Annotated in this window: 15 protein-coding genes and 1 riboswitch; of the genes, 2 read left to right on the plus strand and 13 right to left on the minus strand. The window is 52.8% G+C overall.

Going from position 1 to position 22593, the window contains the following annotated elements; all coding sequences use genetic code 11:
• Positions 1-19 precede the first annotated feature (19 nt).
• From J2T14_RS04960 to moaA, 13 genes are all read right to left on the minus strand, one after another.
• Positions 20-310: a nucleoside-diphosphate sugar epimerase gene (locus J2T14_RS04960; RefSeq protein WP_307205740.1), complete on the minus strand. Its 291-nt coding sequence runs from the start codon at positions 308-310 to the stop codon at positions 20-22.
• 103 nt (positions 311-413) lie between these two features.
• Positions 414-1787 carry a glycosyltransferase family 2 protein gene (locus tag J2T14_RS04965; RefSeq protein WP_307468420.1) on the minus strand — a complete coding sequence of 458 codons (1374 nt, stop codon included), beginning with the start codon at positions 1785-1787 and terminating at the stop codon, positions 414-416.
• A gap of 173 nt (positions 1788-1960) precedes the next feature.
• On the minus strand, positions 1961-7552 hold the full coding sequence (locus J2T14_RS04970; protein ID WP_307468422.1) for a WIAG-tail domain: 5592 nt from the start codon (positions 7550-7552) through the stop codon (positions 1961-1963).
• A gap of 130 nt (positions 7553-7682) precedes the next feature.
• Positions 7683-8714 (minus strand): FecCD family ABC transporter permease, encoded by a 1032-nt coding sequence (locus tag J2T14_RS04975; RefSeq protein ID WP_307468425.1) that lies wholly within the window; start codon positions 8712-8714, stop codon positions 7683-7685.
• 3 nt (positions 8715-8717) lie between these two features.
• Positions 8718-9758, minus strand: a complete 1041-nt coding sequence (locus tag J2T14_RS04980) for a FecCD family ABC transporter permease (RefSeq protein WP_307468428.1) — start codon at positions 9756-9758, stop codon at positions 8718-8720.
• A gap of 349 nt (positions 9759-10107) precedes the next feature.
• Entirely contained in the window at positions 10108-11868 is a 1761-nt protein-coding gene (thiC, locus tag J2T14_RS04985) for a phosphomethylpyrimidine synthase ThiC (protein WP_307468431.1), read from the minus strand.
• 257 nt (positions 11869-12125) lie between these two features.
• Positions 12126-12230, minus strand: a riboswitch (TPP riboswitch).
• 63 nt (positions 12231-12293) lie between these two features.
• Positions 12294-13457, minus strand: a complete 1164-nt coding sequence (locus tag J2T14_RS04990; protein ID WP_307468434.1) for a glycosyltransferase family 4 protein — start codon at positions 13455-13457, stop codon at positions 12294-12296.
• A 109-nt stretch (positions 13458-13566) separates the two neighbouring features.
• Complete coding sequence (ytvI, locus tag J2T14_RS04995) at positions 13567-14598, minus strand: sporulation integral membrane protein YtvI (protein WP_307205747.1); 1032 nt, start codon at positions 14596-14598, stop codon at positions 13567-13569.
• 106 nt (positions 14599-14704) lie between these two features.
• A complete protein-coding gene (yfkAB, locus tag J2T14_RS05000) occupies positions 14705-15838 on the minus strand; it encodes a radical SAM/CxCxxxxC motif protein YfkAB (RefSeq protein WP_307468599.1) in 1134 nt (377 codons plus the stop codon).
• Between the two features lie 262 nt (positions 15839-16100).
• Entirely contained in the window at positions 16101-17213 is a 1113-nt protein-coding gene (locus J2T14_RS05005; protein WP_307468437.1) for an HD-GYP domain-containing protein, read from the minus strand.
• A 127-nt stretch (positions 17214-17340) separates the two neighbouring features.
• Positions 17341-18804, minus strand: coding sequence for a bifunctional metallophosphatase/5'-nucleotidase (locus J2T14_RS05010; protein ID WP_307468439.1), 1464 nt, complete (start codon positions 18802-18804; stop codon positions 17341-17343).
• Between the two features lie 48 nt (positions 18805-18852).
• Positions 18853-19329 carry a hypothetical protein gene (locus J2T14_RS05015; protein WP_307468441.1) on the minus strand — a complete coding sequence of 159 codons (477 nt, stop codon included), beginning with the start codon at positions 19327-19329 and terminating at the stop codon, positions 18853-18855.
• A 9-nt stretch (positions 19330-19338) separates the two neighbouring features.
• Positions 19339-20340 carry a GTP 3',8-cyclase MoaA gene (moaA, locus tag J2T14_RS05020; protein WP_307468443.1) on the minus strand — a complete coding sequence of 334 codons (1002 nt, stop codon included), beginning with the start codon at positions 20338-20340 and terminating at the stop codon, positions 19339-19341.
• 186 nt (positions 20341-20526) lie between these two features.
• Between moaA and J2T14_RS05025 the strand changes: the two genes are divergently transcribed.
• Both J2T14_RS05025 and J2T14_RS05030 read left to right on the plus strand, forming a co-directional pair.
• Positions 20527-21261: a molybdenum cofactor biosynthesis protein gene (locus J2T14_RS05025; RefSeq protein ID WP_307468446.1), complete on the plus strand. Its 735-nt coding sequence runs from the start codon at positions 20527-20529 to the stop codon at positions 21259-21261.
• Positions 21262-21276: 15 nt separating this feature from the next.
• The gene (locus tag J2T14_RS05030) at positions 21277-22359 is read left to right on the plus strand and encodes a ThiF family adenylyltransferase (protein WP_307468448.1); all 1083 of its coding nucleotides are present in this window, start codon (positions 21277-21279) and stop codon (positions 22357-22359) included.
• Positions 22360-22593: the final 234 nt, after the last annotated feature.

The raw sequence follows: 22593 nt of genomic DNA on the forward strand, positions 1-22593 counted from the left end.
GATGCCCCGCCCCCGCTAATCATTCTTCTTCTGCTTCTTTAAGCTCTCGAATGAGTATCGATAATTGTGCTGCCATCGTTTCTTGCAGATCCGCAATACTATTCAAATAGGCAACGAGATTTTGGCCCATCGCTTGCGTGTTATCAACAATTGCCGTCACTCCACCGTCAAAGCTAGGCATTTTATCGGGAATAACTTGAACGATATCCGACATCCGAACGGCGACATAGCGTTCCGCCTCAAGAACGCGAGCCAGCTCACCGCTCGAATGCGCCATATGCTCAACCATTTCGCTAATTAGATTTTGCATGACACCTCTCCTTTGGCCACTCACTTTGCTTACATCATATGCGCTCCGAGGAGCTGTGCCACTAAACGCCCGATTGCTTTTCGGATGAATGGACATTCGTTGGCTATAGTGCTTGCCGGAGCGTATAAGGGGCGATAATCGGCAATGCCGACGGCAGATCCTTTAATTGCTGTTCCGTCAGGCTGGCAGCCGGATACATTTGCAATAACCAGGCCTCTTCAGCAGCCTGACTTGCTACCTCGCGTTTTTTGCCGTATTCCAAATAATAGAGTATGCCTTCGCTGCTGCGCATGATCATTCCGTGCAACGCTTCCGCCTGTGCAGCAGCAAGCCGATCAGCCGCTTCCTTCGCGGAAATGGCTTCTCCGCCGGTCCATCGTCTCAAATCGAGCTGCGATAGTCTCACAGCTTCCCGCTCCCAACGTCCTTCAAGCGGCCGTCTTATTTGATCTTCGATCCAGTAGATCGTTTTGCCGATACCTTTGACAACCGCTTGCCGCGGATAGTATGCAGCTTCACCGAGGCTCGCAAGCAGCGCCAGCTCTTCTTGAGGGAGGGAGAAATTATCGCCGTATTGAATACTGATCCGATTCGGATTTGACCATTTGTCCATAAAATAAAGCATCGACGGCGTGCTTTCCTCAGGAAGCCCATTCTGCCCGTCTGCCCCTTCCGTCGAACTTAAATCGGCGGGAGCGAAGTGCACATAGGCCTCTGCGGTACACAGAAGCGAATAACCTTGCAGCCTGACCCGCAGACTGTAATCCTCCTCGCAGAAGGCGCCATGCGTAAGTGCTTCATCCAGGAAACCTGTTTTCTCCAGCAGCTCGCGACTGAACAGCAGGCAATCCTTAGACAGCCGCTCCGTCTTCTTCCTATTGCGCGCATCTACTACATTATTTATTCTTGCTTCCTCCTGCATATCTTCCAAACTCTCGAATCGCAGCTCCTTGAGCTGGTTGCCCTGCCAGCCATTCGATACAGGTCCGACCATGCCGATAGAGTCGTCGCTATTCAAGCAATTCAACATATTTTCCAGCCAATATTCGGTCGCAATGATTCGATTGCTAAGCAGCAGCAGCGTCGTTCCCTTCGCCATCATAAGTCCCCGGTTAGCCGACATAATGAAGCCTGCATCGCTGCCTAGGAGAATGTATCTTACTTGCCCATCCAACCCTTTCAAATATGAACGCGTATGGTCGGTAGAACCGTTATCGACAACAATGATTTCATAGGGTAATTCCGTATGTTCCATGATGCTGTCGATGCACCGCTTCAAGTTTTCCACTTCATTGCAGCAGGGAATAATAATGCTCGTTCCGTCAAAATAGTTTCCGTAGCTGTCGAAGCCGGCCTTCGCCCCATCTTTATAGCCGTTTGCCATGCCTAGCCTGTACTTTTCTTTCGTGGAAGCGATTGCTCCTTTCGCGTAAGGGCGGCGCTTAGGACGACGGGACTGCTCTTTCTTGCGCCTCATCGGCACTCTCTCCAATTCTTCGATTATATGATAGGGGTAACACGTTATTGTATGTAAGGGATAGCGGTCTGCAACGGCATTTGTACAACTACCCGTTCGCCCTTTCCTTTCTCGCAATAACAGAAAGAGACGATACAGGTTTCCCTGCACCGCCTCTTCTCATTGATCGACGTTTACTTACCTATCGCTATCCAGTTGATATTGCCTTTGAGGACCCGGCTGAATCGCGTTCGAACGATGGTGATCATCGCTTGTTCTTCGGTCTTCGCTTGGATGATCGCGTAACATGCCGCATTATCCGTCGTCGCAACGAGCACATAGTTGTCATCAACGAAAGGCTCGTTGAACGTGATCGAAACTTCGATCTGCTCTTCTTGGATCGAGAAGCTGTATGGTTCAAGACCGAACTGTTGCTTAGAAACGCCCGCGCTGCTTGGCGCTACAATCGGCGTGAAGCTGAGTGCCGGAAGCCCGACCGATTGCGGTTGCAGGTGATGACTGCCTATAGAATGATCGGCTATCTCCGTGTTCTGGAGGGATGCTTCCTTGCGTCCGCCATCCCATAACAGCCCTGGAGCAAGCTTGTCGGCCGTAATACTGCCTGGCGCAATCTGCTCGGTTCCGACGCTTTCGGCTGCCAACTTCTCGAAGGTAACGCTGCCGTCCGCCAACTGCTCGGTTTCCACGCTGCCTCGCGCAATCTTATCCGTCGTCACGCTGCCGTACAACAGCTGCGCTGTTCCGACGCTGCCTAGTGCCAGCTTCTTAATCGTTACGCTGCCGTTAGCAAGCTGCTCGGCACCTACGCTTCCCGGCGACAGCTTCTCCGACGTTACACTGGCTATATACAATTGCTGCGTCCCAACGCTGCCGTTTGCCAGTTTGCTCATCGTCACACTGCCGTTCGCAAGCTTTTCGGTCGTCACGCTGTGTGTCGTTAATTGATCTGTTCCGACGCTGCCTAACGCCAACTTCTCTATCGTTACACTGCTTTCGCTTAATTGTTCCGTTCCGACACTGCCGCTCGCGAGCTGCTCCGATCCAATGCTGCCGGCCGCAAGCTTCTCCGTCGTCACACTGCAGTTTGCTAATTGCTCCGTTCCGACGCTCCTAAACGCCAGCTTTTCATTCGTTACACTGCTTTCGCTTAGTTGCACCGCTCCGACACTGTCTCTTGCGAGCTGCTCCGATCCAATGCTGCCGGCCGCGATATGCTCCGTTCCGATGATGCTGTCTGGGGCGATATGCTCGGTTCCTACACTTCCGTATGCCAGCTTGCTCGCCGTCACACTACCGCTTGCCAGTTGATCCTCGCCAATACTGCCGGCGACGATATGCTCCGTTCCAATGACGCTGTCCGGTACGATATGCTCCGATCCGACGATGCTGTATGCCAGTTTGCTCGTCGTCACACTGAATCTTGCGAGCTGATCTGCGTCAATGCTGCCAGCGACGATATGCTTCGTTCCTATAATACTATCCGGTACAATATGCTCTGCTCCGATACTTCCATATGCCAACTTGCTCGTCGTCACACTGCTGTCGGCGAGCTGATCCTCGCCAATGCTGCCGGCGATGATATGCTCTGCACCGATGATGCTATCCTGTACGATATGCTCCGTTCCGACGCTCCCGTGCGCCAGCTTGCTCGTCGTCACGCTACCGTTCGCAAGCTGCTCCGCACCAATACTGCCGACCGCGATATGCTTAGCGCCGATAATGCTGTCTGGTACGATATGCTCCGTTCCGACACTGCCGTAGGCAAGCTTGCTGGATACAATACTACCCTCTAACAGTTGTTCTGGACCGACGCTGCCTGCTGCCAGTTTCTCGGTCGTCACGCTGCGATTCGCTAATTGCTCCGTACCTACGCTTCCTAGCGCCAGCTTCTCATTCGTTACACTGCTTTCGCTTAATTGTTCCGGTCCGACGCTGCCGTATGCAAGTTTGTTCGTTGTCACGCTGCCGTTTGCTAGCTTATCGGTTCTGATACTGCCATTCACGATGTGCTGGACTCCTACACTTTCGTAGGCGAGTATACTCGAATTAACGCTGCCAGCTAGCAATTGCTCCGTTCCGACGCTGCCTGCGGCAAGCTTATTCAACGTAACTCCGCCATCGGCCAACTGCTCGGTGCCTACACTGCCCGCTGCCAGCTTCTCAGCCGTGACGCTTCCTTCGGACAATTGTTCCGTTCCGATACTGCCGCTTGCAACTTTGCTAGTCGTCACGCTGCCGTTTGCGAGATGCTCCGTTGCTACGCTGCCTTGCGCTATTTTCTTCGATGTGGCGCTTCCGTCTAACAACTGCTCCGTTCCGACACTGCCTAAAGCCAGCTTCACCCGCGACACGCCGCCGTTCGCAAGCTGCTCCTCGCCGACACTGCCGACTGCCAGTTTCTCCGCCGTCACGCTGCCGGCGAGCAATTCATCCGTCCCTACGCTGCCAAACGCCAGCTTTTCCTGCGTTACGCCGTCATTCGCGAGCTGTTTCTCGCCGACGCTGCCTGCTGCCAGCTTCTCCGCCGTCACGCTGCCTTCGCTTAACTGCTCCGTTCCGACGCTGCTACTTGCGAGCTTGCTCGTTGTCACGCTTTCGCTTGCAAGATGCTCCGTTCTGATGCTGCCTGCGGTGATATGGTCAGCCTCGACACTTCCATAGGCCAGCTTACTCGAGACAATGCTGCCAGCCAGCAATTGATCCGTTCCGACGCTGCTTGGCGACAGTATCTGAGCAGTCACGCTTCCCGCTGCCAGTTGCTCCGTTCCGACACTTCCAGGGGCGATCTTCTCTCTCGTAACACCGCTATCCGCCAACTGCTCCGAACCGACGGCTTGCGGCTTAATATGGCCGCCATGAACCGCTTCTAATGCTAGCTTCGTGCTTATAACAGAACCTGCAGTGAGCTGAACGCTGCCAATGCTGTCCGCCCCAAGCTGCTTCGAACCTATCGATCCTAGCTTAATCTTGCTGCCCGGTATCAAATCGTCAGCCATCTTGTCGAAGGCAAGCACATCTCCGGCCAGATGAGCCTGCGTAATCGTTCCCTTGCGTATATGGTAACCTTGCAGCGTATCGGCCTTCAGATGCTTGCCGGCCAGCGTCTCGAGCTGCACATGCTCACCCGCAACCGCGCCTTGCGCCAGCTTCTGGCTTACGATCGACCCATCCTGGAGGGCCTCAGTTCCTACGCTGCCGATCGCCAAATGCTCAGCTTCAACCGCTTGCGAACGAAGCTGCTCTGAGCCGACCGACAGGTCTGCGAGATTATCGTAGGTGACTGCGCTAAGTCCGAGGTGCTCGGTGGTAATCGACCCGGCTTGCACCGCTTCCGCCCCGACCGAACGCGCCTTCAAATGCAATTCCCCGACGCTGCCTGCCGCCAGTTTCGATTCCGTTACCGAGCCATCCGTTATATGAAAGCCATGAACGCTGTTTTCGCTTAAGTGAATGCCTAAGATCGATTGGCCCGACAAATGCCGGCTAACTACGGCTTCCTCCGCTATATGCCCGCTGTTTATGGCTCCAGGTGCCAGCTTCGTCTTCGTAACGGCACCGTCCTGCAGCGCCTCTGTCGAGATAGACTTGGATGACAGATGCTCCGCTGCAATCGAGTGACCCTGCAAGTGATTGGCGCCAATCGTTCCCCCCTGGATATGCTTCCCTTCCACGGAGCCGTCAGTGAAATGCTCAGGCAGCAAAGTCCCTGGCGCGATCTTGGAATGCGTGACGCTGCCGTCCGCAAGCTTCACTTCCGTAACGTTAAGATCAGCTATCTTATCTGATGTTACCGCTTCTGGCGATAACTTTAGCGAGTTTACGATATGGTCCGCTAAGTGATGCGAGAATACGGCGCCAGGACCGATATAACGCTCCGTTACCGCTCCGAATGCAAGCTTGCCGCTTGTAATCGAGCCGTCCTGCAGCTTATCCGTCGCAATGGCATGGTCTGCCAGATGAGTTTGCTCTACGACCCCTTGCTTCAAGTGGCTTCCATTCACAGAATCAGGCGCAATTGCTTCCTCGGTTACTGCCTGCTTCGATAGATGGAAGGCTCGAAGGGAGCCAGGCGCGATCTTCTGGAACGTTACCGAATCATCGTTCAGATGCCTCGTCTCCACGGCATCGCTGGCAAGCTTGGCGGAGGTCACCGCGTTGTCCATCAGCTTGTTCGTCATAACCGAGCCGTCGAGGAGTTGACCCGTTCCTACTGCAGCCGTATCGATATGGCCGAAGCGAACCGCTTTGGCTGCAAGCTTTTCTTCGTTAATAATGCCGTTTTGCAAATGATTTCTCGCAATCGCCTGCGAGGTAATCTGCTTGGATGAGACGGAATCTGCAGCGAGATGGGATTGAAGCACTTGCGATTCGCCGATTTTGTCCGACGTGACACTGAAGCGTCCAAGATGGCGATTGAGTACCGCTTCATTAGACAGCTTCTGAGCATTGACGCTTTGATCGGACAGCTTCGACAAAGTGATCGATTGATCGACAATCTTCATCGTCGTTACCGATTGATCGGACAGTTTAGTAGTCGTTACCGATTGATCGGACAGATGCTCGCTCTTGATCTGGCCGACCCCAATATGCCCACTGGTTACGACTCCAGCTTGCAAATGGGTCGGACTGACCGCCGACTCGGCGATTTGCTCCGAGTTGACAGCTCCAGGCTGAAGCTCTCTAGAGCCGATCGCTCCCTCGGCAATATGCTGGGATTGGATAGCAGACTCGTGGAGATGACGGCCTTCAATTATACCCTCGGACAGATGCTCGGATTGGATGCTGCCTTGCTTCAGGTGTGCGGAACTGACAGCCTGCTCGGCGATTTTGTCCTCTGTAACCGATCCATCGCGAAGCTTCGAACTTGTAACCGCGCCTTCGCCAAGCTTCGAATTATTAATCGCTTCATTGGCAATGTTATCTGCTTTAATGGAACCACTAACGATTTTGTCCGCAGTGACGGATTGATCCCCAAGCAGCTCAGTTGTAATAATAAGCTCCTTCAGATGCTTCGCTTCGATAGAATGATCCGCGATCTTATACGCGCTAATCGTTCGATCGGCAAGCTTCTCGGAGCTAATGCTGCCGTCCTGCAGCTTGCTGCCGTCAATGGAATGATCGAGCAGCTTGGCGCCGGATATCGAATTATTGACCAGATGCGTCCCTGTTACCGATTCCGGGGCCAGCTTCGTAGACGTAACCGAACCATCGGCAAGATGAATGTTTTTAATGGCGAAGTCTGTAAGCAGCTCGGAACCGATGCTGCCCACTTGAATTTTGGAGCTGTTAATCGAGCCTGGTGCCAGCTTGCCCTCGGTAACGGACAGATCGACCAAATCATCGGTGTAGATGAACGGCAACGGTCCTTTTGGCCCCTCCGGTTCTTTCTTCTCTTCGATTAATTCCAGCTTCTCTTCGTAGCTGATTTCGTTTATTTGTTCAATCGGCTCTTCCAATTGCTCGCCTGCTTCATCGTTGGCGTCCGCTTCGGGATCCGTTGTTATAGACGCATCGATAAGAGCTGCGTCTTCCTCTACAGCCGGCTCCCGCTCCGGCGCCTCGACAGCAGTTATTTTTAAGGATTCCTGCTCCTCGTCCGAGCTCGAGCCATTACCTGGAACAACCTGCTTGAACGGCGAATTTTTCTCTGCTTCCTTGCGTGTACCCGCCTCATCCAGCCACTTTAATTCGGAAGTATTCGGATTATCAACATAAAAAAGCGGCTTTCGCCCCTTCGGGCTCTTCCCTGATCTGCTTTTTGCCATTGCCCTCTCCTTCTTCCACCTGAATTGTCTTAGGTAATATATGCAACTACCTATAGGCTGGCTACTCGGGTAACGACAAAAAACCGCAGAGACGGATCGTCTCTGCGGTTTCGCGATGAATCAAATGAAATTATTTAGATCTGGACAACAGGTATAGGAAGTACGGCGCGCCGATAACCGCCACGACGATACCGGTCGGTATATCGGTAGGCTGAAACGCCCATCTCGCAAGCGTATCCGCTACAATAAGCAGCAATGCGCCGATGAGCGCAGATGCCGGCAGCAAATACTGATGCTGAGGCCCTACAAGTCTGCGGGCCAGATGCGGCGCGATCAATCCTACGAAGCCGATACCGCCGCCAACCGCCACACATGAGCCGGCAAGGCCGACAGCTGCCGCAATGAGCCATAGCCGCTCCTTGTTCACGCGGGCGCCAAGACCGACTGCAAGCTGGTCGCCGAGGTTAAGCGCGTTAAGGACCTTCGCCTTCGCGAAGGAGTAAGGCAGCAAAATAAGAATCCAAGGGAACAGTGCAAGCACGAACTTCCAGTTCGTTCCCCAGATGCTGCCCGCCAGCCATATCGATACGAACTGATAGTCGTTCGGATCAAGCCTGATCGTCAAGACGAGCATCGCAGCGCTGATGCCTGCGGCAACGGCGATACCGACCAAGATCATGCGGGTCGGCATGAGGCCGTAATGCTTTCTATAAGAGAGCGAATAGATAAGAAGCGCAGTCGCCCCAGCCCCGATAAGAGCAAGGAACGGCATGAAGAACAAGGGAGCCGCCTCGTTGACCGGGTAGAAGCTAATGTAAAGCACGACGGCTAGTCCGGCACCGGCATTAATGCCAAGCAGTCCAGGATCAGAGAGCGGATTTCGCGATATGCCTTGAATAATCGCACCCGATACGGCGAAGCCCGCGCCGATCAATACCGAAATAACGATCCGCGGCAGCCGGAAGTCGAACAAAATAAGCTCTTGTTTATCCGTGCCCGCTCCGAACACCGTCTTTAGCACATCCAGCGGCGATAATCGGATGAAACCCGTGTTCATGCTGATAATAAAGGAAGCAATGATAAGAATACCCAGCACGGACATGACAAGAATGGCCCGGCTTCTTCTGTTCTTCTCCGCTCCGGTCATGTACAATTCGTTCATTCGCTATTCCCTCCTCATCTTCGTTACAAGATATAGGAAGTAGGGAACGCCGATTAAAGCGATGATCGCACCGACTGGTAATTCTTCGGGCGGATTAATCATTCGAGCGCCAATATCGGCTACGACCATAAGTAGACCGCCTAATATCGCCGAGCATGGAATAATGAATCGGTAATCGACGCCAACGAGGATGCGCGCAACATGCGGAATGACGAGGCCGACGAAGCCGACCGCGCCAACGGCCGATACGGCCGCTCCGGCAAGCAGCAGCACAATAATAATCGATAACGCTTTGACCCATCCCGTGCGCTGGCCTAATCCTTGAGCAACCTCATCTCCCATGCTGAGCACCGTAATCTGTCTGGAAATCGCAATAGCACCCAGCAAACCGCCGATAATCCATGGAGCGATAATTTTGATCTGCACCCACTTCGTACCTGCAACGCCTCCGGCGTACCAGAAAGCCATATCCTGTCCGATTCGGTAATAAATCGCGATTCCTTCGGTGATGGCAAGCAGCAAAGCGCCTACAGCAGCGCCGGCAAGCGTCAGCCTGACCGGCGTCAAGCCGCCTTTGGCCAGCGAGCCGATACCGTATACGATGCCAAGCGCGACGGCCGCACCGGCGAAGCACATGAACATGAGCTCCAAATAAGAGAGACCCGGGAGGAACGCAAAGCAAATCGCGAGCATCAAGCCGGCGCCGGCGTTAAGGCCGACCAAGCTCGAATCGGCGAGCGGGTTGCGCGTCATCCCTTGCATGACCGCTCCGGCAACGGCAAACGCCGCTCCGACCAAAGCGCCGGCAAGCGCACGCGGTATGCGGAGCTCATTAATAATAAGATGCTGCACATTCTCGCCATCAAAGCGGAAGACCGATTCCCAGACGGTCGACAGCTTAATATTGGCTGCCCCTACGGAAATGGATAGGGCAAGCAAGAACAGCAATACGGCTATTCCTCCGAAAAAAATAACGGTGGCCGCCAACGGTCTTGCGCGCAGCTGAACGGCTTGCTGCTCGTTGGATTGCGACTTGGAAGACATTGAATACTACCTTTCTATATGTAAACTTTTGTAGAGCTGACAACATGATGATCAATTGAATGAATAATCACTCTCCGAGTCATATTAACGTATTTTTCGCAAAAAAAAACAATAACCCCGATATAATGATAACGATTCTCGTTTTCAATATATCAGAAATTATCGTTTTTTTCAATGGAAGAATTGGTCGTTTATTGGTCGATTCGATTACGGCCTAGCGCCTGCCCCTCTTCGCCGATTCTGGCAAAACGAACTTGGCGGGAATATCGCCATATCTTTAGTTGCGCTTATACCTGGATCACCGTCTGCACCTGCTGTCTTGCCATTCCCATCGGCGATACGTGCATGGCTAGGCATAAATGCTGCTGCCAGCCGCTTTGAACGCGTCAGACTTCTCCTTCATGCCCGCTTCGATCGCTTCCGTCGTCTCCATGCCGTTTTGCGCCGCATATTCGCGAATGTCCTGCGTAATGCGCATGCTGCAGAACTTCGGTCCGCACATGGAGCAGAAGTGCGCCGACTTGGCCGCATCCGCCGGCAGCGTCTCGTCGTGATAAGCCATCGCTCGTTCAGGATCGAGCGAGAGATGGAACTGGTCGCGCCAGCGGAATTCGAAGCGCGCCTTCGACAATGCATCGTCGCGCAGCTTTGCCCGCGGATGGCCCTTCGCCAAATCCGCTGCATGCGCCGCGATTTTGTACGTAATGACCCCTTCTTTCACATCCTCCTTATTCGGAAGCCCCAGATGCTCCTTCGGCGTTACGTAGCAAAGCATCGCGGTGCCGAACCAGCCGATCATCGCAGCTCCGATCGCCGATGTAATATGGTCATAGCCCGGTGCAATATCGGTCGTCAGCGGCCCGAGCGTATAGAACGGCGCTTCGTCGCATACCGCCAATTGGCGATCCATATTTTCTTTGATCAGATGCATCGGCACATGTCCCGGCCCTTCGATCATCACTTGGACATCGTGCTTCCAAGCAATCTTCGTCAATTCCCCAAGCGTATCCAGCTCCGCGAACTGCGCCTCGTCATTGGCATCGGCTATGGAGCCCGGACGCAGTCCGTCCCCGAGCGAGAACGATACGTCGTACGCCTTCATAATTTCGCATATTTCCTCAAAGTGGGTATATAGAAAGTTCTCCTTATGATGCGCAAGGCACCATGCAGCCATGATCGAGCCGCCGCGCGAGACGATGCCGGTTACGCGCTTCGCCGTAAGCGGGATGTACCGCAGCAGTACGCCCGCGTGGATCGTGAAGTAGTCGACGCCTTGCTCCGCTTGCTCGATGAGCGTGTCGCGGAATACTTCCCAGCTCAAGTCCTCGGCTTTGCCGTTTACTTTCTCCAGCGCCTGATAAATCGGCACGGTACCTACTGGAACCGGCGAGTTGCGGACGATCCATTCGCGAGTCGTGTGAATGTTTTTGCCCGTGGACAGATCCATAATGGTGTCCGCTCCCCACCGGGTTGCCCATGTCATCTTCTCGACTTCCTCCTCGATCGAGGACGCCACGGCAGAGTTGCCGATATTGGCATTAATCTTAACGTGGAACTGCCTGCCGATAATCATCGGCTCGCATTCCGGGTGATTAATGTTCGCAGGTATGATGGCACGTCCCGCGGCAACCTCGCTGCGAACGAACTCAGCGCTCATGCCCTCGCGAATCGCGATATATTCCATTTCCGAGGTGATGATGCCTGCCCTCGCATAGTGGAGCTGCGTTACATTCCGTCCATCCTTTGCCCGCAAAGGTTGCCCTGTCAAATTCGGGAAAGTCTCTGCGCCTTTCTGCTCAGCCTTCTCTTCCGATACGAACCCGTTGTCCTCCGGCTTAATCTCGCGACCCGCATAACGCTCAACATCGTTTCGCTCCTCTATCCACCGCTCCCGAACGGGCGACAACCCTTTTCTAATGTCCGCTATGTAATCCGGGTCGGTATAAGGCCCGCTTGCGTCGTAGACCTGCAACGGCTCGTTCGGCACCTTTTCTCCGCTTCGCCCCGTGCTGTCCCCAAGCGCAATCTCTCTCATAGGCACTCTTATGTGCTCGTTTCCTTCCACATACACTTTCCGGCTTCCTGGCAACGGCGTCGTCAAAATAGTCATATAATTTCAAAACCTCCTGAAGGAATAGTTGAAATTCCACCAGGAGGCTTAGGTTGCGCACAGCAAATAATAAGGTAAATGGCACCGCTAGACCGCGCCCATATAGACGCTGCTTCCTTCGCAGGGACGGATAAATAAAAATAAACCGCCCCGGCGAAGGAGCGGTTGAAATGTGTCGTCACGCGCATAAGATCGATAACGGCATGAAGAAGCCAACTAGCAGCAACCTTCGCCGATGCGATCAACACGCCTGCAATAAACGCACAATCCCACTTTCCTACGCTGGCATAACCCAGATCAGGTTCAAAGGGACCAAAGCCTAACGCTTTATCTCAGCCATGACGGCGCCCCTAGTGGATTTCCTTGTTTGACTATAACGTGGGCGCGAGCGAAGTGTCAACCCCCTCGCAACAACTCGTTAGTCGTCAGCGCCTGCATCCCTCCGTCTCCAGAAGATGCAGCCACCTATCCGCCGTATGCTGCCAGGTAAACATCTGCTCGACCCGCTCCCGGCTTCGCATGCCGTAATCGCAGCGAAGTTCATCGTTGCTTAGCAGCAATTGCAGCTTCTCGAGCAGCTCCGCCTCAACCCGTGCAGGATTGACCAAAAAGCCGGTGCTTCCATCCTCGATAATTTCCTTAATTCCACCTACATTCGTTGCAACAACCGGAACGCCGCAGGACATTGCTTCGACATTCACGAGTCCAAACGCTTCGCGCTTGCCGGACGGGACGACTGCGACATCGGCAAGCAAATTCCAATCCGACACCTCCGAATAGGGAACGTAAGGGACGAATCGAACATGCCCGGCGCTTAGGCGGCCAAGCCTTTCCAGCTCAAGCGCGTACCTGGTTTTGCGGTGAGAGCCGTAGAACGGACTTCCGACGATAACGACCATCAGCTCAGGGTTGCTGAGTGCAAGCTGCGGAACGATTCTAAGCAGATGATGGACGCCCTTAAGCGGAATAAGCCTGCCCATGAAAAGAACAACGCTTCTCCCCGCAAGCCCTTCTCTTTGGCGCAGCGCTTCCCTTCGGGCCATCCCCTCGGGCGAATATTGGGATGGAAAACGCACCGTATCTACGCCGGGGTAGATGACGCGCAGCTTGGCTGATATTTCCGGCACTTTCGACGCTACGACAAACCGCAAATACTCGCTGTTGACGATGATCCGATCTGCCGCCCGCAGGCAGCGGCGCAGACCTAGCGGTGTAATATGCCTCGGACTGATGAACGTCGAGGAATGCAAATAAAGCCAGACAAGCTTGCCTGGGTTCGAACGTTTTATTGGAATCACATATTTGGGACGGTTCTCCACATCGATAACCTGCGGAGCGAATCTCTTAATCGACCTGCCTACCGATTGTAAATAATGCTTTGTGCTTGACTTGGAGTAACGCTCGTACACAACGCCTTGAAGCTCCCCCTTGCGAGGGAGCCTCTTCGACAGCTTGCCGTATATGCGAGGTTCTGCATGCGGAAGCAGCAGCGGCGCGAACTTCTCTATGACTCGCTCGACGGAACTGCTCATAGGCGAAGGAATAGCGTATGAACCGGGTGTAACAATCGCTACTTTCATCGATGCCATGGATTCGTCTGCCTCCTGCTAAATTGCGGTATGCAGTAGTATACGCCTCGGTTCGAATCGATGACATTGGCAGGTGACCTAACACATGCCGATTATAGGCTTATCCCGGTCATAGCTTAAGCTTCGTTTGGAACAATCCAGCCTTGCGTGCCGCCATATAGATAATGACGACGAGCGGGCCTATGAACACGCCGATCACGCCAACGAGCTTAAAGCCAACGTACAAGCTGATAAGCGCCGGCAATGAACCGATGCCTACCGCATCGCCAAGAATTTTCGGCTCTACGATGCGGCGGAAAACAGTAATGACCAGGAATAGAACGATTAGTCCGATACCCGTATAGATATCGCCGGTAACGGCCAAGTATGTACCCCAAGGGACGAGAACCGAGCCCGTGCCAAGAATCGGCAAAATATCGACAATAATAATCAATAGCGCGATTGCTAGAGGATATTTAATGCCGAGTACAAGCAAACCAACTAACGATAACACATACGTCATCGCGCTCAAAATAATTTGCGACCTTAGAAAGCCGAATATCGATTTGCGCAAATTGCCTAATACGTCATCGACTTGTTGTCTCGACTTCTCTTCGAACAACGACAAGACGGAAGCCTTCATCGTATTGAGGCTGAAGCTGAACATGTACACCGCCACCAAAAATACGATGAAGAAGATGAACATGCCCGGAATGCTGGACGCGAACGAAATGACGGTGTTGGACAAGGAGCCGACCATGCTCGTCACGTTTTCCGTCAGCCCTTTCACCCAGCTCTCGACCTGCGATACGGCGTCGGGCGACAAATGCTGATAGATCGAATCTGCTTGATCCATCAGGTCCTGTACAATTTCGTTCGCATTTTCGAAGTAATTGGGCACTTTTTTGAAAAAAGCGATAATCTCGGCGACGATCTTGACGCCCAGGAGCGCAATCAGACCGATAAGCCCTACCGAAAATATCGTACTGGATATAGTCGCCGCCACAAGCCGATTCATGCGGAATTTGGTCATGAATAATTGATTAAGCGGCTCCAAGAAAATCGCGACGATAAGCGCGAGCAGAAAAGGAGCGCCAACTGTAAATAACAGATACAGCAGCAGCAGCCCTACCGCAATGAAAACAAGCGTTTTAATGGACATATATTACCTCCTCTCCTGATGTCTGAACCTCTATACGGACAGTATACGAGCGGGTTTCAACTTTTAGCTCTCGAATACGGGGATAGCTATCCGAAGCCGTTGTCTGCTAATCGAATAATGCAGTCTTCGTATGGAAGTCCGTATCCTTATAGTACATATCCTTAACGAGCAAGTTCGGTCCGCAGCAACTGGCTGCCGGGCAATGGCAATCGACGCTGCGCGCAAGCGAATGGTCGAGCCAGCGGTCGAACATCTCGTCGAGCTTCGATGAAGCTATATTGCCAAAGGCCGGTACATCGGAGAAGTCCGTCACGAACACATCGCCCGTGAACAGGTTCACGTTCAACCGGTTGCGCCCGTCCGGATCGTTCCGAACGGTAACGTTCGGCTCGGAAGCCAATCTCGTAAGCAGCTTTCGCTCTTCCTTGTTGTCGCTGCAATGATAGAAGGGCAGCGTGCCGAACAGCATCCATATCGACGGATCGCGCTTGCTAAGCAGCAGTTCGATCGATTGGCGCATCTGTTCCCTTGTAATCACAGGCAAATCCTTCGCGAAAGCGCTTGGATACATCGGATGGACCTCGTGACGCTTGCAGCCCATCTCCGCGATAAGTCTATGAATTTCATCGATCTTATCGAAGGTGCGATAATTAATCATCGATTCCGCGGATACGAGCACGCCTGTCTCGCTCAGACGCCGCGCGTTATCGATCATCCGATCGTACAGCTTCGCCGCGGCTTCACGGGATACGGAATGGCCGGCCTTGGCAAAGCCGATCTGGTGAAAGTCGTCGGCATTCGTATAGTTAAAGGAAATATGCATAACGTCCAGGTACGGAGCAAGCTGCTCATATCTGCTATATGGCAATGTAACGTTGGAATTGATCTGGGAACGGACGCCGCGGCTGCGCGCGTATTGAAGGAGCGGAACCATGTACTCGCGAACCGTTCGATCGGAGAAAGAGGGCTCGCCGCCTGTAATGCTGATCGTCTCGAGATGCTCGACCTCGTCAAGCCTCTCCAGCATTTGCTTAAGAGGCAGCTTCTGCGGCTCGGCCATAACCAGCGTATCGCCGACGGCGCAATGCTCGCAGCGCATATTGCATAAATTCGATACCGTCATCTCGACGCTCGTCAAGCGATGGCGACCGTGCCTGCGCAAAGATCGGATCGGATCCCACGGATCATTGGTAGGGGACAAGGGAGGCAAAGTCGACAACGTGGCGTTCATCGAGCTCATGCTTGCCGTTGTTTGTTGCAATTGAACAGAATTCATCTATATCAGCACCTGACTTAATTGACTGGATTTATATTTAAATTTTATCATGATACAAGCTTCGAAATGCTTATTATTTCATTGTAATATTCGATTCCTCAGGAAGCAAGCGTAAACGGCTATATCCCCAGCTTATATTTATGGCTTTCTAGTGATTGCGAAGCTATCAACATAACAGGCCAGCCAGAATATTCTGGCTGGCCTGTTATGACACGACAAGCGCATGCTAGATGCTAGGAACAAGCTTATCCTTCGGATCATCGTTCACATGCGTAATCATAACCGTCAGTTGCTTCGATAAATCGATCTCGTAGGGAATAGCAAGCTGCTCCCCGGCCTCGTTGCTCAGTATGCGCACGATCGGTCGGTGCGGGTAAGTCGAATTGAGGTCAACGACTACGCCCGACTCGCCCGTCTGCAGCTTGACCGTAATGCCAATCGGGTAGATCGCCACTTTATCGCGGAACAATTGCAGCATCTTTTGCTCATAGAGCGTTCCTGAGCCTGCGTACAGACGCTCGATCGCATGATGCGGTAGCATCGGAGCCCGGTAGATCCGGTTTGTCGTCATCGCATCGTACGAATCGACTAATCCGATCCACTTCGCATAATCATGAATTTCATCGCCCTTAATGCCTCTCGGATAACCACTTCCGTCCAACCGTTCATGATGCTGGAACGCGCAATGCGCCACGAGAAGCGGCATGTTAGGCTCGTCCTTCAGCAGCTCAAAACCGATCCTTGCGTGCTGCTTCATTGCTTGGAATTCATCTTGCGTTAGCGTTCCCGGCTTCTTCAGCACGTTAATCGATACTTGCGTCTTCCCGATGTCATGCAGAAGGGCGCCCATGCCAAGCGTCGTCAGCTCTTCGCGCGAATAACCGTGAGACATGCCGAGCAGCGTTGTATAGACGCACACGTTAAGCGAATGCTGGTATAAATAATGGTCGACCGAGCCCATATCCAAGAGCATAATCATCGCATCCTGATGGCCGGACAAGTCGTCTATAATCATATTCATCATTTGCTTGAACGGTTGAGCGATAAAGGGGTAGGTGACCCCCTTCTTCTTAGGGCGGTCCATCATCTCGCGAAAATTCGACCTAATGTCCTTCAATGCGACACGAAGCGTATCTTCGCTAATTAATGACGGCAGCACAATGTCATCCGTCCTTGCGTCGGAAATATATATATATTGGATCCCGCACTCCGAAAGTCGGGTTATTAGTTTTTGTGTAAGCTCCATATTCTCGCCAAGAAGCACCATGCCTTCTTGTGAAAATATTTTTTTGGCCAGCTTCATTCCCGGCTCGCATTTTGTAATCGGCACCAAACGCATTTTCTCGATCCTTCCCCTAAATGGTTTCCTCGTTACTTACATCGGAAAAAGCCGTTCGTAATGTTAATGTACGGGAAAATCGGGGAATTTACAACCATTTTATTCTATGTATTTCGACAACTATCGATTATAAACGCGCAGGCATCGCATCAACCGAAAGATTGTGCCAGCGGCGTCTGCGACAATCGGCAATATAAGCGCTGTCTTGCAGTTGACCGGCGATTATATCGCGTATGAATTCGGGCAAATAAAAATCAGTGGATCGCCCGTTCGCAAGCGATTCGTAACCTGCCTTGAACGTGAACATGTCAATCATTCCGACAAGATACAGCCGATGATCGTCGAGCGGCTTTCCGTTCACCAGCACGGTGCGCAGCTTCTCGTAATCCGGACGTTTGCTGTCATATTCTATCCACATGCCGTCAACGGCGATATTCCCAAGCACGTATCCGCGGAAGCCGTAACCTTTAATCGGCTTATCGATGTATTCCTGCAGCAGCGACTGCTCCAGCGCCTCCCGCAAATATTTGCCTTCGATGCTGACCTTGCAAGGATTGATCGGGGATGGGCATAATGCATGCAGTTGTCCTGCGGTCACTTCGCCTTGCGCGAGACCTCCCAGCAGCTGCCCCGTATTAACGAGGCCGATCTCGGCATCCGTCCAGCGGCGCAGACCGGCGGCGAGCAAATTGCATAACGGCGATTCACGATCCGTCGATGAAGGCAAGGGCTCGTCAAGTACGGCTACAACTTCGTTCAGCCGATGACGCCCCGTTTCAAGAAATTCGCTTATAATCCGCGCAGCTTCCGGCTGCTCCTCAAAAGCGGCAGTAGGCACGACGCTTGCACGAAAAACAGGCCGTCGAGTTAACTCGTCCATGCCGATCTCCACTCTGCCGATATATTCGCCGAACTTGCCAGCGGCACATATCGTTGTTCCGCCGATAACGATTGGCTCTTCCAGCAGATGATGCGTGTGGGCCCCGATGATGAGATCGATCCCGTCGATGCTCTCCGCCATCTCCATGTCGTGCTTAATGCCAAGATGGGACAGGACAACGACGACTTGAACCTGTTCGCGCAGTAAAGCCGCTTGCTCGCGAACAGCCTCCATCGGATCCGTGGCTTCCCAGCCAAGCAAGGAATAGAAATCCGTGTAAGCCGTCGTGACGCCAATAAGCCCGATCGAGAGCCCGTTCTTCTCGATCACGGCATGAGGCATAAGCCATCCCGGGAGCTCGCCTGTCGCTGCCTCCTTCATATTGGCGCAAATAACAGGAAAAGCCGCATGATTGCGGTACAAGTTCTCCAGCACCTGTATGGAGTACGTAAGTCCTTCATTATTGCCAAGCGTGACGGCCTCATAACCTGCTTGGTTCAATAAGGCCACATTCACGAGTCCGTCACTACCCTCCGTCTCTACCCGCATCCGATCGATATGATCGCCGCAATCGATAACAAGCACGGAATCGCTGCCATGCGTACGGCGCTCCTCCGAAATATAGCCCGCTATTTTCGATGCGTTCTCCAACCGGCTATGTACATCGTTGCTATGGAGAAGCACAACTTGAGTTCGTATGCTGTCATTCAATGTCGATGCACGCCTCCTCATTCTGCTTCAGCGCCATGAAGGTATTGCTTATTTTTTGAACAGCTCATCCTTCGAGAACGTCTGCTTGAAGCCGTAAGTCGCTTCATCCTCCACGGAAGATAGGGCTTCAGCTCCTATGCGAATCGTAACGATGCTCTTCACGTTCAAGCATTTGCTGCTTCCGTCAGGAACATAGAGACGAATCGGCCCATTCCGACCGAGCGGCTTGCCGTCCTTCTCGAAAAGAACGGCAGCCAGCGCGAGTTGATTCCAAGGAATCGTCGCCTCGAACGTATCTGCGGCCTCCGCCTTCAGCATAGACGGCTGCTCTGACAGCGTTTCTCCTTCTTCGGCTTCGATGAGCGCGAGCCAGTTCGCATACCAAGTAAGCAGGTCAAATGCCTCTCCGCTTACCTCAGGCACTCGCTGTCCAATGTCAAAGCGCTCGCCGGCAACTTCGGCCATTCGGGCAACGTTCGTTACCGAATGGCCATAATGAAAATGATATATATTTATTTCACTCATGGCCGAAATTTATCCTCCTATTTGAGACATTCGCCGTTCTGTAGGCATATGCGACTGCGCTTCGTCTGCGAGCTTAGCCGCCATTTCGTGATTTTCCGGTTTCACGTCCATCGCGCGCAGGAGCAGCTCCCGCATCGCTTCGGGATTGCCGAGCGCCGTCTTCACGTTCAGCTCGTCCACCCAGTACAAGCATGGCTTGACGGAGCCGTCCGCCGTCAGTCGCAGCCGGTTGCAGCTCTTGCAGAAGTGATCGCTGATCGGATGGATGAGGCCGAACGAACCCCTTCCTCCTTCGATTTGCCAATCGTCTGAAGGACCGTTACCTTTCACGTTCTCCTTGCGCTTAATGTCATAGCCTTCCCGCGAAGCAATCTCCAAGACGCGAGTCAACGGCAAGTACATTTTCTTCCAATTTTCGTCAGCATGACCGATCGGCATATATTCTATGAATCTGACATGCAGCGGCTGTTCAAAGGCAAGCTTAAGGAACGCCGCAATCTCGTCTTCATTAATATCCTTTAGCAACACGCAATTCAGCTTAATGGGATCAAAGCCTACCGCTCCTGCCGCCTCAATGCCTTCCATAACCCGCTTCAAATCACCGCTTCTGGCGATGAATTTGAACCTCGCATGATCAAGCGTATCGAGACTGATGTTGACGCGGTTCAGTCCCGCTTTCTTGAGCGCCTCGGCCTGCTTAGCCAAAAATATGCCGTTTGTCGTCAAAGCAATATCGCGAATGCCGGGGATCTCCGCAAGCCGCTTAATAAGGCCGTCAAGGCCCGGTCTCACTAACGGTTCTCCGCCTGTAATTCTTAATTTGGATATGCCAAGCAAGGCGCCGGCGCGGGCAACCTCAACTATATCGTCATAGGATAACAAGTTCGAGGATTCCGTAAACTCCACGCCTTCCTCGGGCATGCAATATAAGCAGCGCAAATTACAGCGATCTGTAACGGATATGCGCAAATAATCGTGTACTCGTCCAAAACGGTCTATTAATCCGGGCATGGCATATCTCACACTCCTTAAGTGTTTGGGTAGCAAACGTACTTCGTAAGCTTTGGCTTAAATGTTTGCGCAGCAAACAAGAATCGCAAGCTTAAGCTTATCTGTCTACGTATCAGCATAACATTTTTTCGTGAATTATGATATTCTATAAACACCTTCAACCTATTATATGAGAGGTTTTGTGACATGACATATACGTGGACCATTCAATTATTCGCAGGCTTGCCGGAAAGATTCGGCATAGCCGCCATTACCCTTGAGCATAACTCGGATACGATTACGGCTGCCGCACTGAAGCAACTGCTTGCCGCCGCATATCCTCAGCACGCTGCCCTTATCGGTATCGCATTCGTTGCCTGCAATCATTCGTATGCGGCGGATCAAACGACATTGCGCTCGTCGGACGAGCTTGCCCTGCTTCCTCCCGTATCGGGCGGAGAAGAACCCGCAAGCGGTATTGCTGCCTCGATGGAGATGTACGTCATCACAGCCGATCCGATACGCGAGAGCGACGTTGTAGCGAAGGTGATCGTGTCTGCGCACGGCGCATCGCTCGCTTTTGTCGGTACGACACGCGAATGGACGCATGGCCAGCGGACGGTCAAGCTTGAGTACGAGGCTTATGCGCCTATGGCGATAGCGACGATGAAGAAGATCGGCGACGAAATCGCAGAGCGCTGGCCGGGAGCGCTCTGCGCGATCAGCCACCGTATCGGCATCGTCGGCCTAGCCGAGACAAGCGTCGTCATAGCCGTGTCGGCCCCGCATCGCGGCGACTGCTATGAAGCGAGCCGTTATGCGATTGAGCGGCTTAAACAAATCGTGCCCATTTGGAAAAAAGAAATATGGGAGGACGGCTCCGAGTGGAAAGGCCATCAGCTTGGCCCGTGGAACCCGACCGTGCCTTTAACTGATTATTAGAAGGGGAACGTCTGCATGTACGATACGAACCATGACGCCAATCACGATCTGGCAACCTCTGCACAGCAATCAGATAACCGATATGCGAGACAAATACGGTACGCTCCGATCGGCGCATCCGGGCAGCGTTCGATAAACGAGGGCAGCGCTGCGGTCGTTGGAATGGGAGCGCTCGGCTCCGTCATTGCTATCCATCTTGTTCGCTCCGGCGTTGGACGAGTACGCATTATCGATCGCGACATCGTCGAATGGAGCAATCTTCAGCGTCAGATACTTTACACCGAGAAGGACGTCCAGGAGCTTCTGCCGAAGGCTGAGGCCGCAGCGGCCCATCTGCGCGAAATGAACAGCTCTGTACTCATAGAGCCTGTTGTGGCCGACGTTACGCCGCTCAATGCGGAGCAGCTGTTGTCCGATGTGCAGCTCATTATTGACGGCACCGATAACTTTAGTATCCGCTATTTGCTGAATGACATTAGCGTCAAACATAAAATTCCTTGGATTTATGGAGGTGCCGTTGGCGCTTCCGGCATGACCATGACAATAGAACCCGGTAACACGGCCTGCTATCGCTGCTTATTCCCGGAACCTCCTGCGCCGGGCACGACCGACACTTGCGAGACAACAGGCGTCATCTCACCCATTATCGATATCATTGCCTCCGTCCAAGCAAGCGAAGCGATCAAGCTGCTGTCCGGCAACAAGCAGGCGCTCCATCGCACTTTGTTTCAAGTCGATCTATGGAATCATGCTTGGATGCCCGTAGGCCTATCGAACGCCAGAAGAAGCGAGTGCCCGACCTGCGGTCAGCATTGCTTCCCTTTCCTCGATGAGAGCGGCGCAGAGACGGCCGCCGCATCGCTATGTGGTCGCCATACCGTGCAGATTACGCCCGGCAAGCCTGTAAGCTTGGACCTTGAGCAGCTTAAAGAGAGGCTCGCGCCTGCAGGACGGACGACCTACAACCGGTATCTTTTGCGGCTGGAGCTGGAGGAAGGACTTACTTTTGTGCTGTTCAACGACGGAAGAGCGCTAGTTCAAGGCACGGATGAATTGTCGAAAGCGAAGTCGATCTATGCTGAATTACTAGGAGTTTAGTCTTATTTACAAGTTCCTCATATTGCCATATTCCCGAATCATTGCTACTATAATAGGTATATTCGTACTAATATACTAATCAGAGGTGTCTTAATGAGGGTTCAGGTCATAGATTTGAATGAGGGAGATGTACTAAGCCGGGATACTTTCAACAATTTCGGACTCCATGTTCTATCAAAAGGAACAACGCTTCAACATTACGAGATTGCCCGGCTTATCCAACATCAAATTGAT

It is taken from the genome of Paenibacillus harenae (assembly GCF_030812415.1).
Taxonomy (GTDB): Bacteria; Bacillota; Bacilli; order Paenibacillales; family Paenibacillaceae; genus Pristimantibacillus; species Pristimantibacillus harenae_A.

Excerpts from the sequence above, each read along its gene's own strand:
- J2T14_RS04960 (WP_307205740.1), bottom strand. The coding sequence starts at position 310 with ATGCAAAATCTAATTAGCGAAATGGTTGAGCATATGGCGCATTCGAGC.
- J2T14_RS04965 (WP_307468420.1), bottom strand. The coding sequence starts at position 1,787 with ATGAGGCGCAAGAAAGAGCAGTCCCGTCGTCCTAAGCGCCGCCCTTAC.
- J2T14_RS04970 (WP_307468422.1), bottom strand. The coding sequence starts at position 7,552 with ATGGCAAAAAGCAGATCAGGGAAGAGCCCGAAGGGGCGAAAGCCGCTT.
- J2T14_RS04975 (WP_307468425.1), bottom strand. The coding sequence starts at position 8,714 with ATGAACGAATTGTACATGACCGGAGCGGAGAAGAACAGAAGAAGCCGG.
- J2T14_RS04980 (WP_307468428.1), bottom strand. The coding sequence starts at position 9,758 with ATGTCTTCCAAGTCGCAATCCAACGAGCAGCAAGCCGTTCAGCTGCGC.
- thiC (WP_307468431.1), bottom strand. The coding sequence starts at position 11,868 with ATGACTATTTTGACGACGCCGTTGCCAGGAAGCCGGAAAGTGTATGTG.
- J2T14_RS04990 (WP_307468434.1), bottom strand. The coding sequence starts at position 13,457 with ATGGCATCGATGAAAGTAGCGATTGTTACACCCGGTTCATACGCTATT.
- ytvI (WP_307205747.1), bottom strand. The coding sequence starts at position 14,598 with ATGTCCATTAAAACGCTTGTTTTCATTGCGGTAGGGCTGCTGCTGCTG.
- yfkAB (WP_307468599.1), bottom strand. The coding sequence starts at position 15,838 with ATGAGCTCGATGAACGCCACGTTGTCGACTTTGCCTCCCTTGTCCCCT.
- J2T14_RS05005 (WP_307468437.1), bottom strand. The coding sequence starts at position 17,213 with ATGCGTTTGGTGCCGATTACAAAATGCGAGCCGGGAATGAAGCTGGCC.
- J2T14_RS05015 (WP_307468441.1), bottom strand. The coding sequence starts at position 19,329 with ATGAGTGAAATAAATATATATCATTTTCATTATGGCCATTCGGTAACG.
- moaA (WP_307468443.1), bottom strand. The coding sequence starts at position 20,340 with ATGCCCGGATTAATAGACCGTTTTGGACGAGTACACGATTATTTGCGC.
- J2T14_RS05025 (WP_307468446.1), top strand. The coding sequence starts at position 20,527 with ATGACATATACGTGGACCATTCAATTATTCGCAGGCTTGCCGGAAAGA.
- J2T14_RS05030 (WP_307468448.1), top strand. The coding sequence starts at position 21,277 with ATGTACGATACGAACCATGACGCCAATCACGATCTGGCAACCTCTGCA.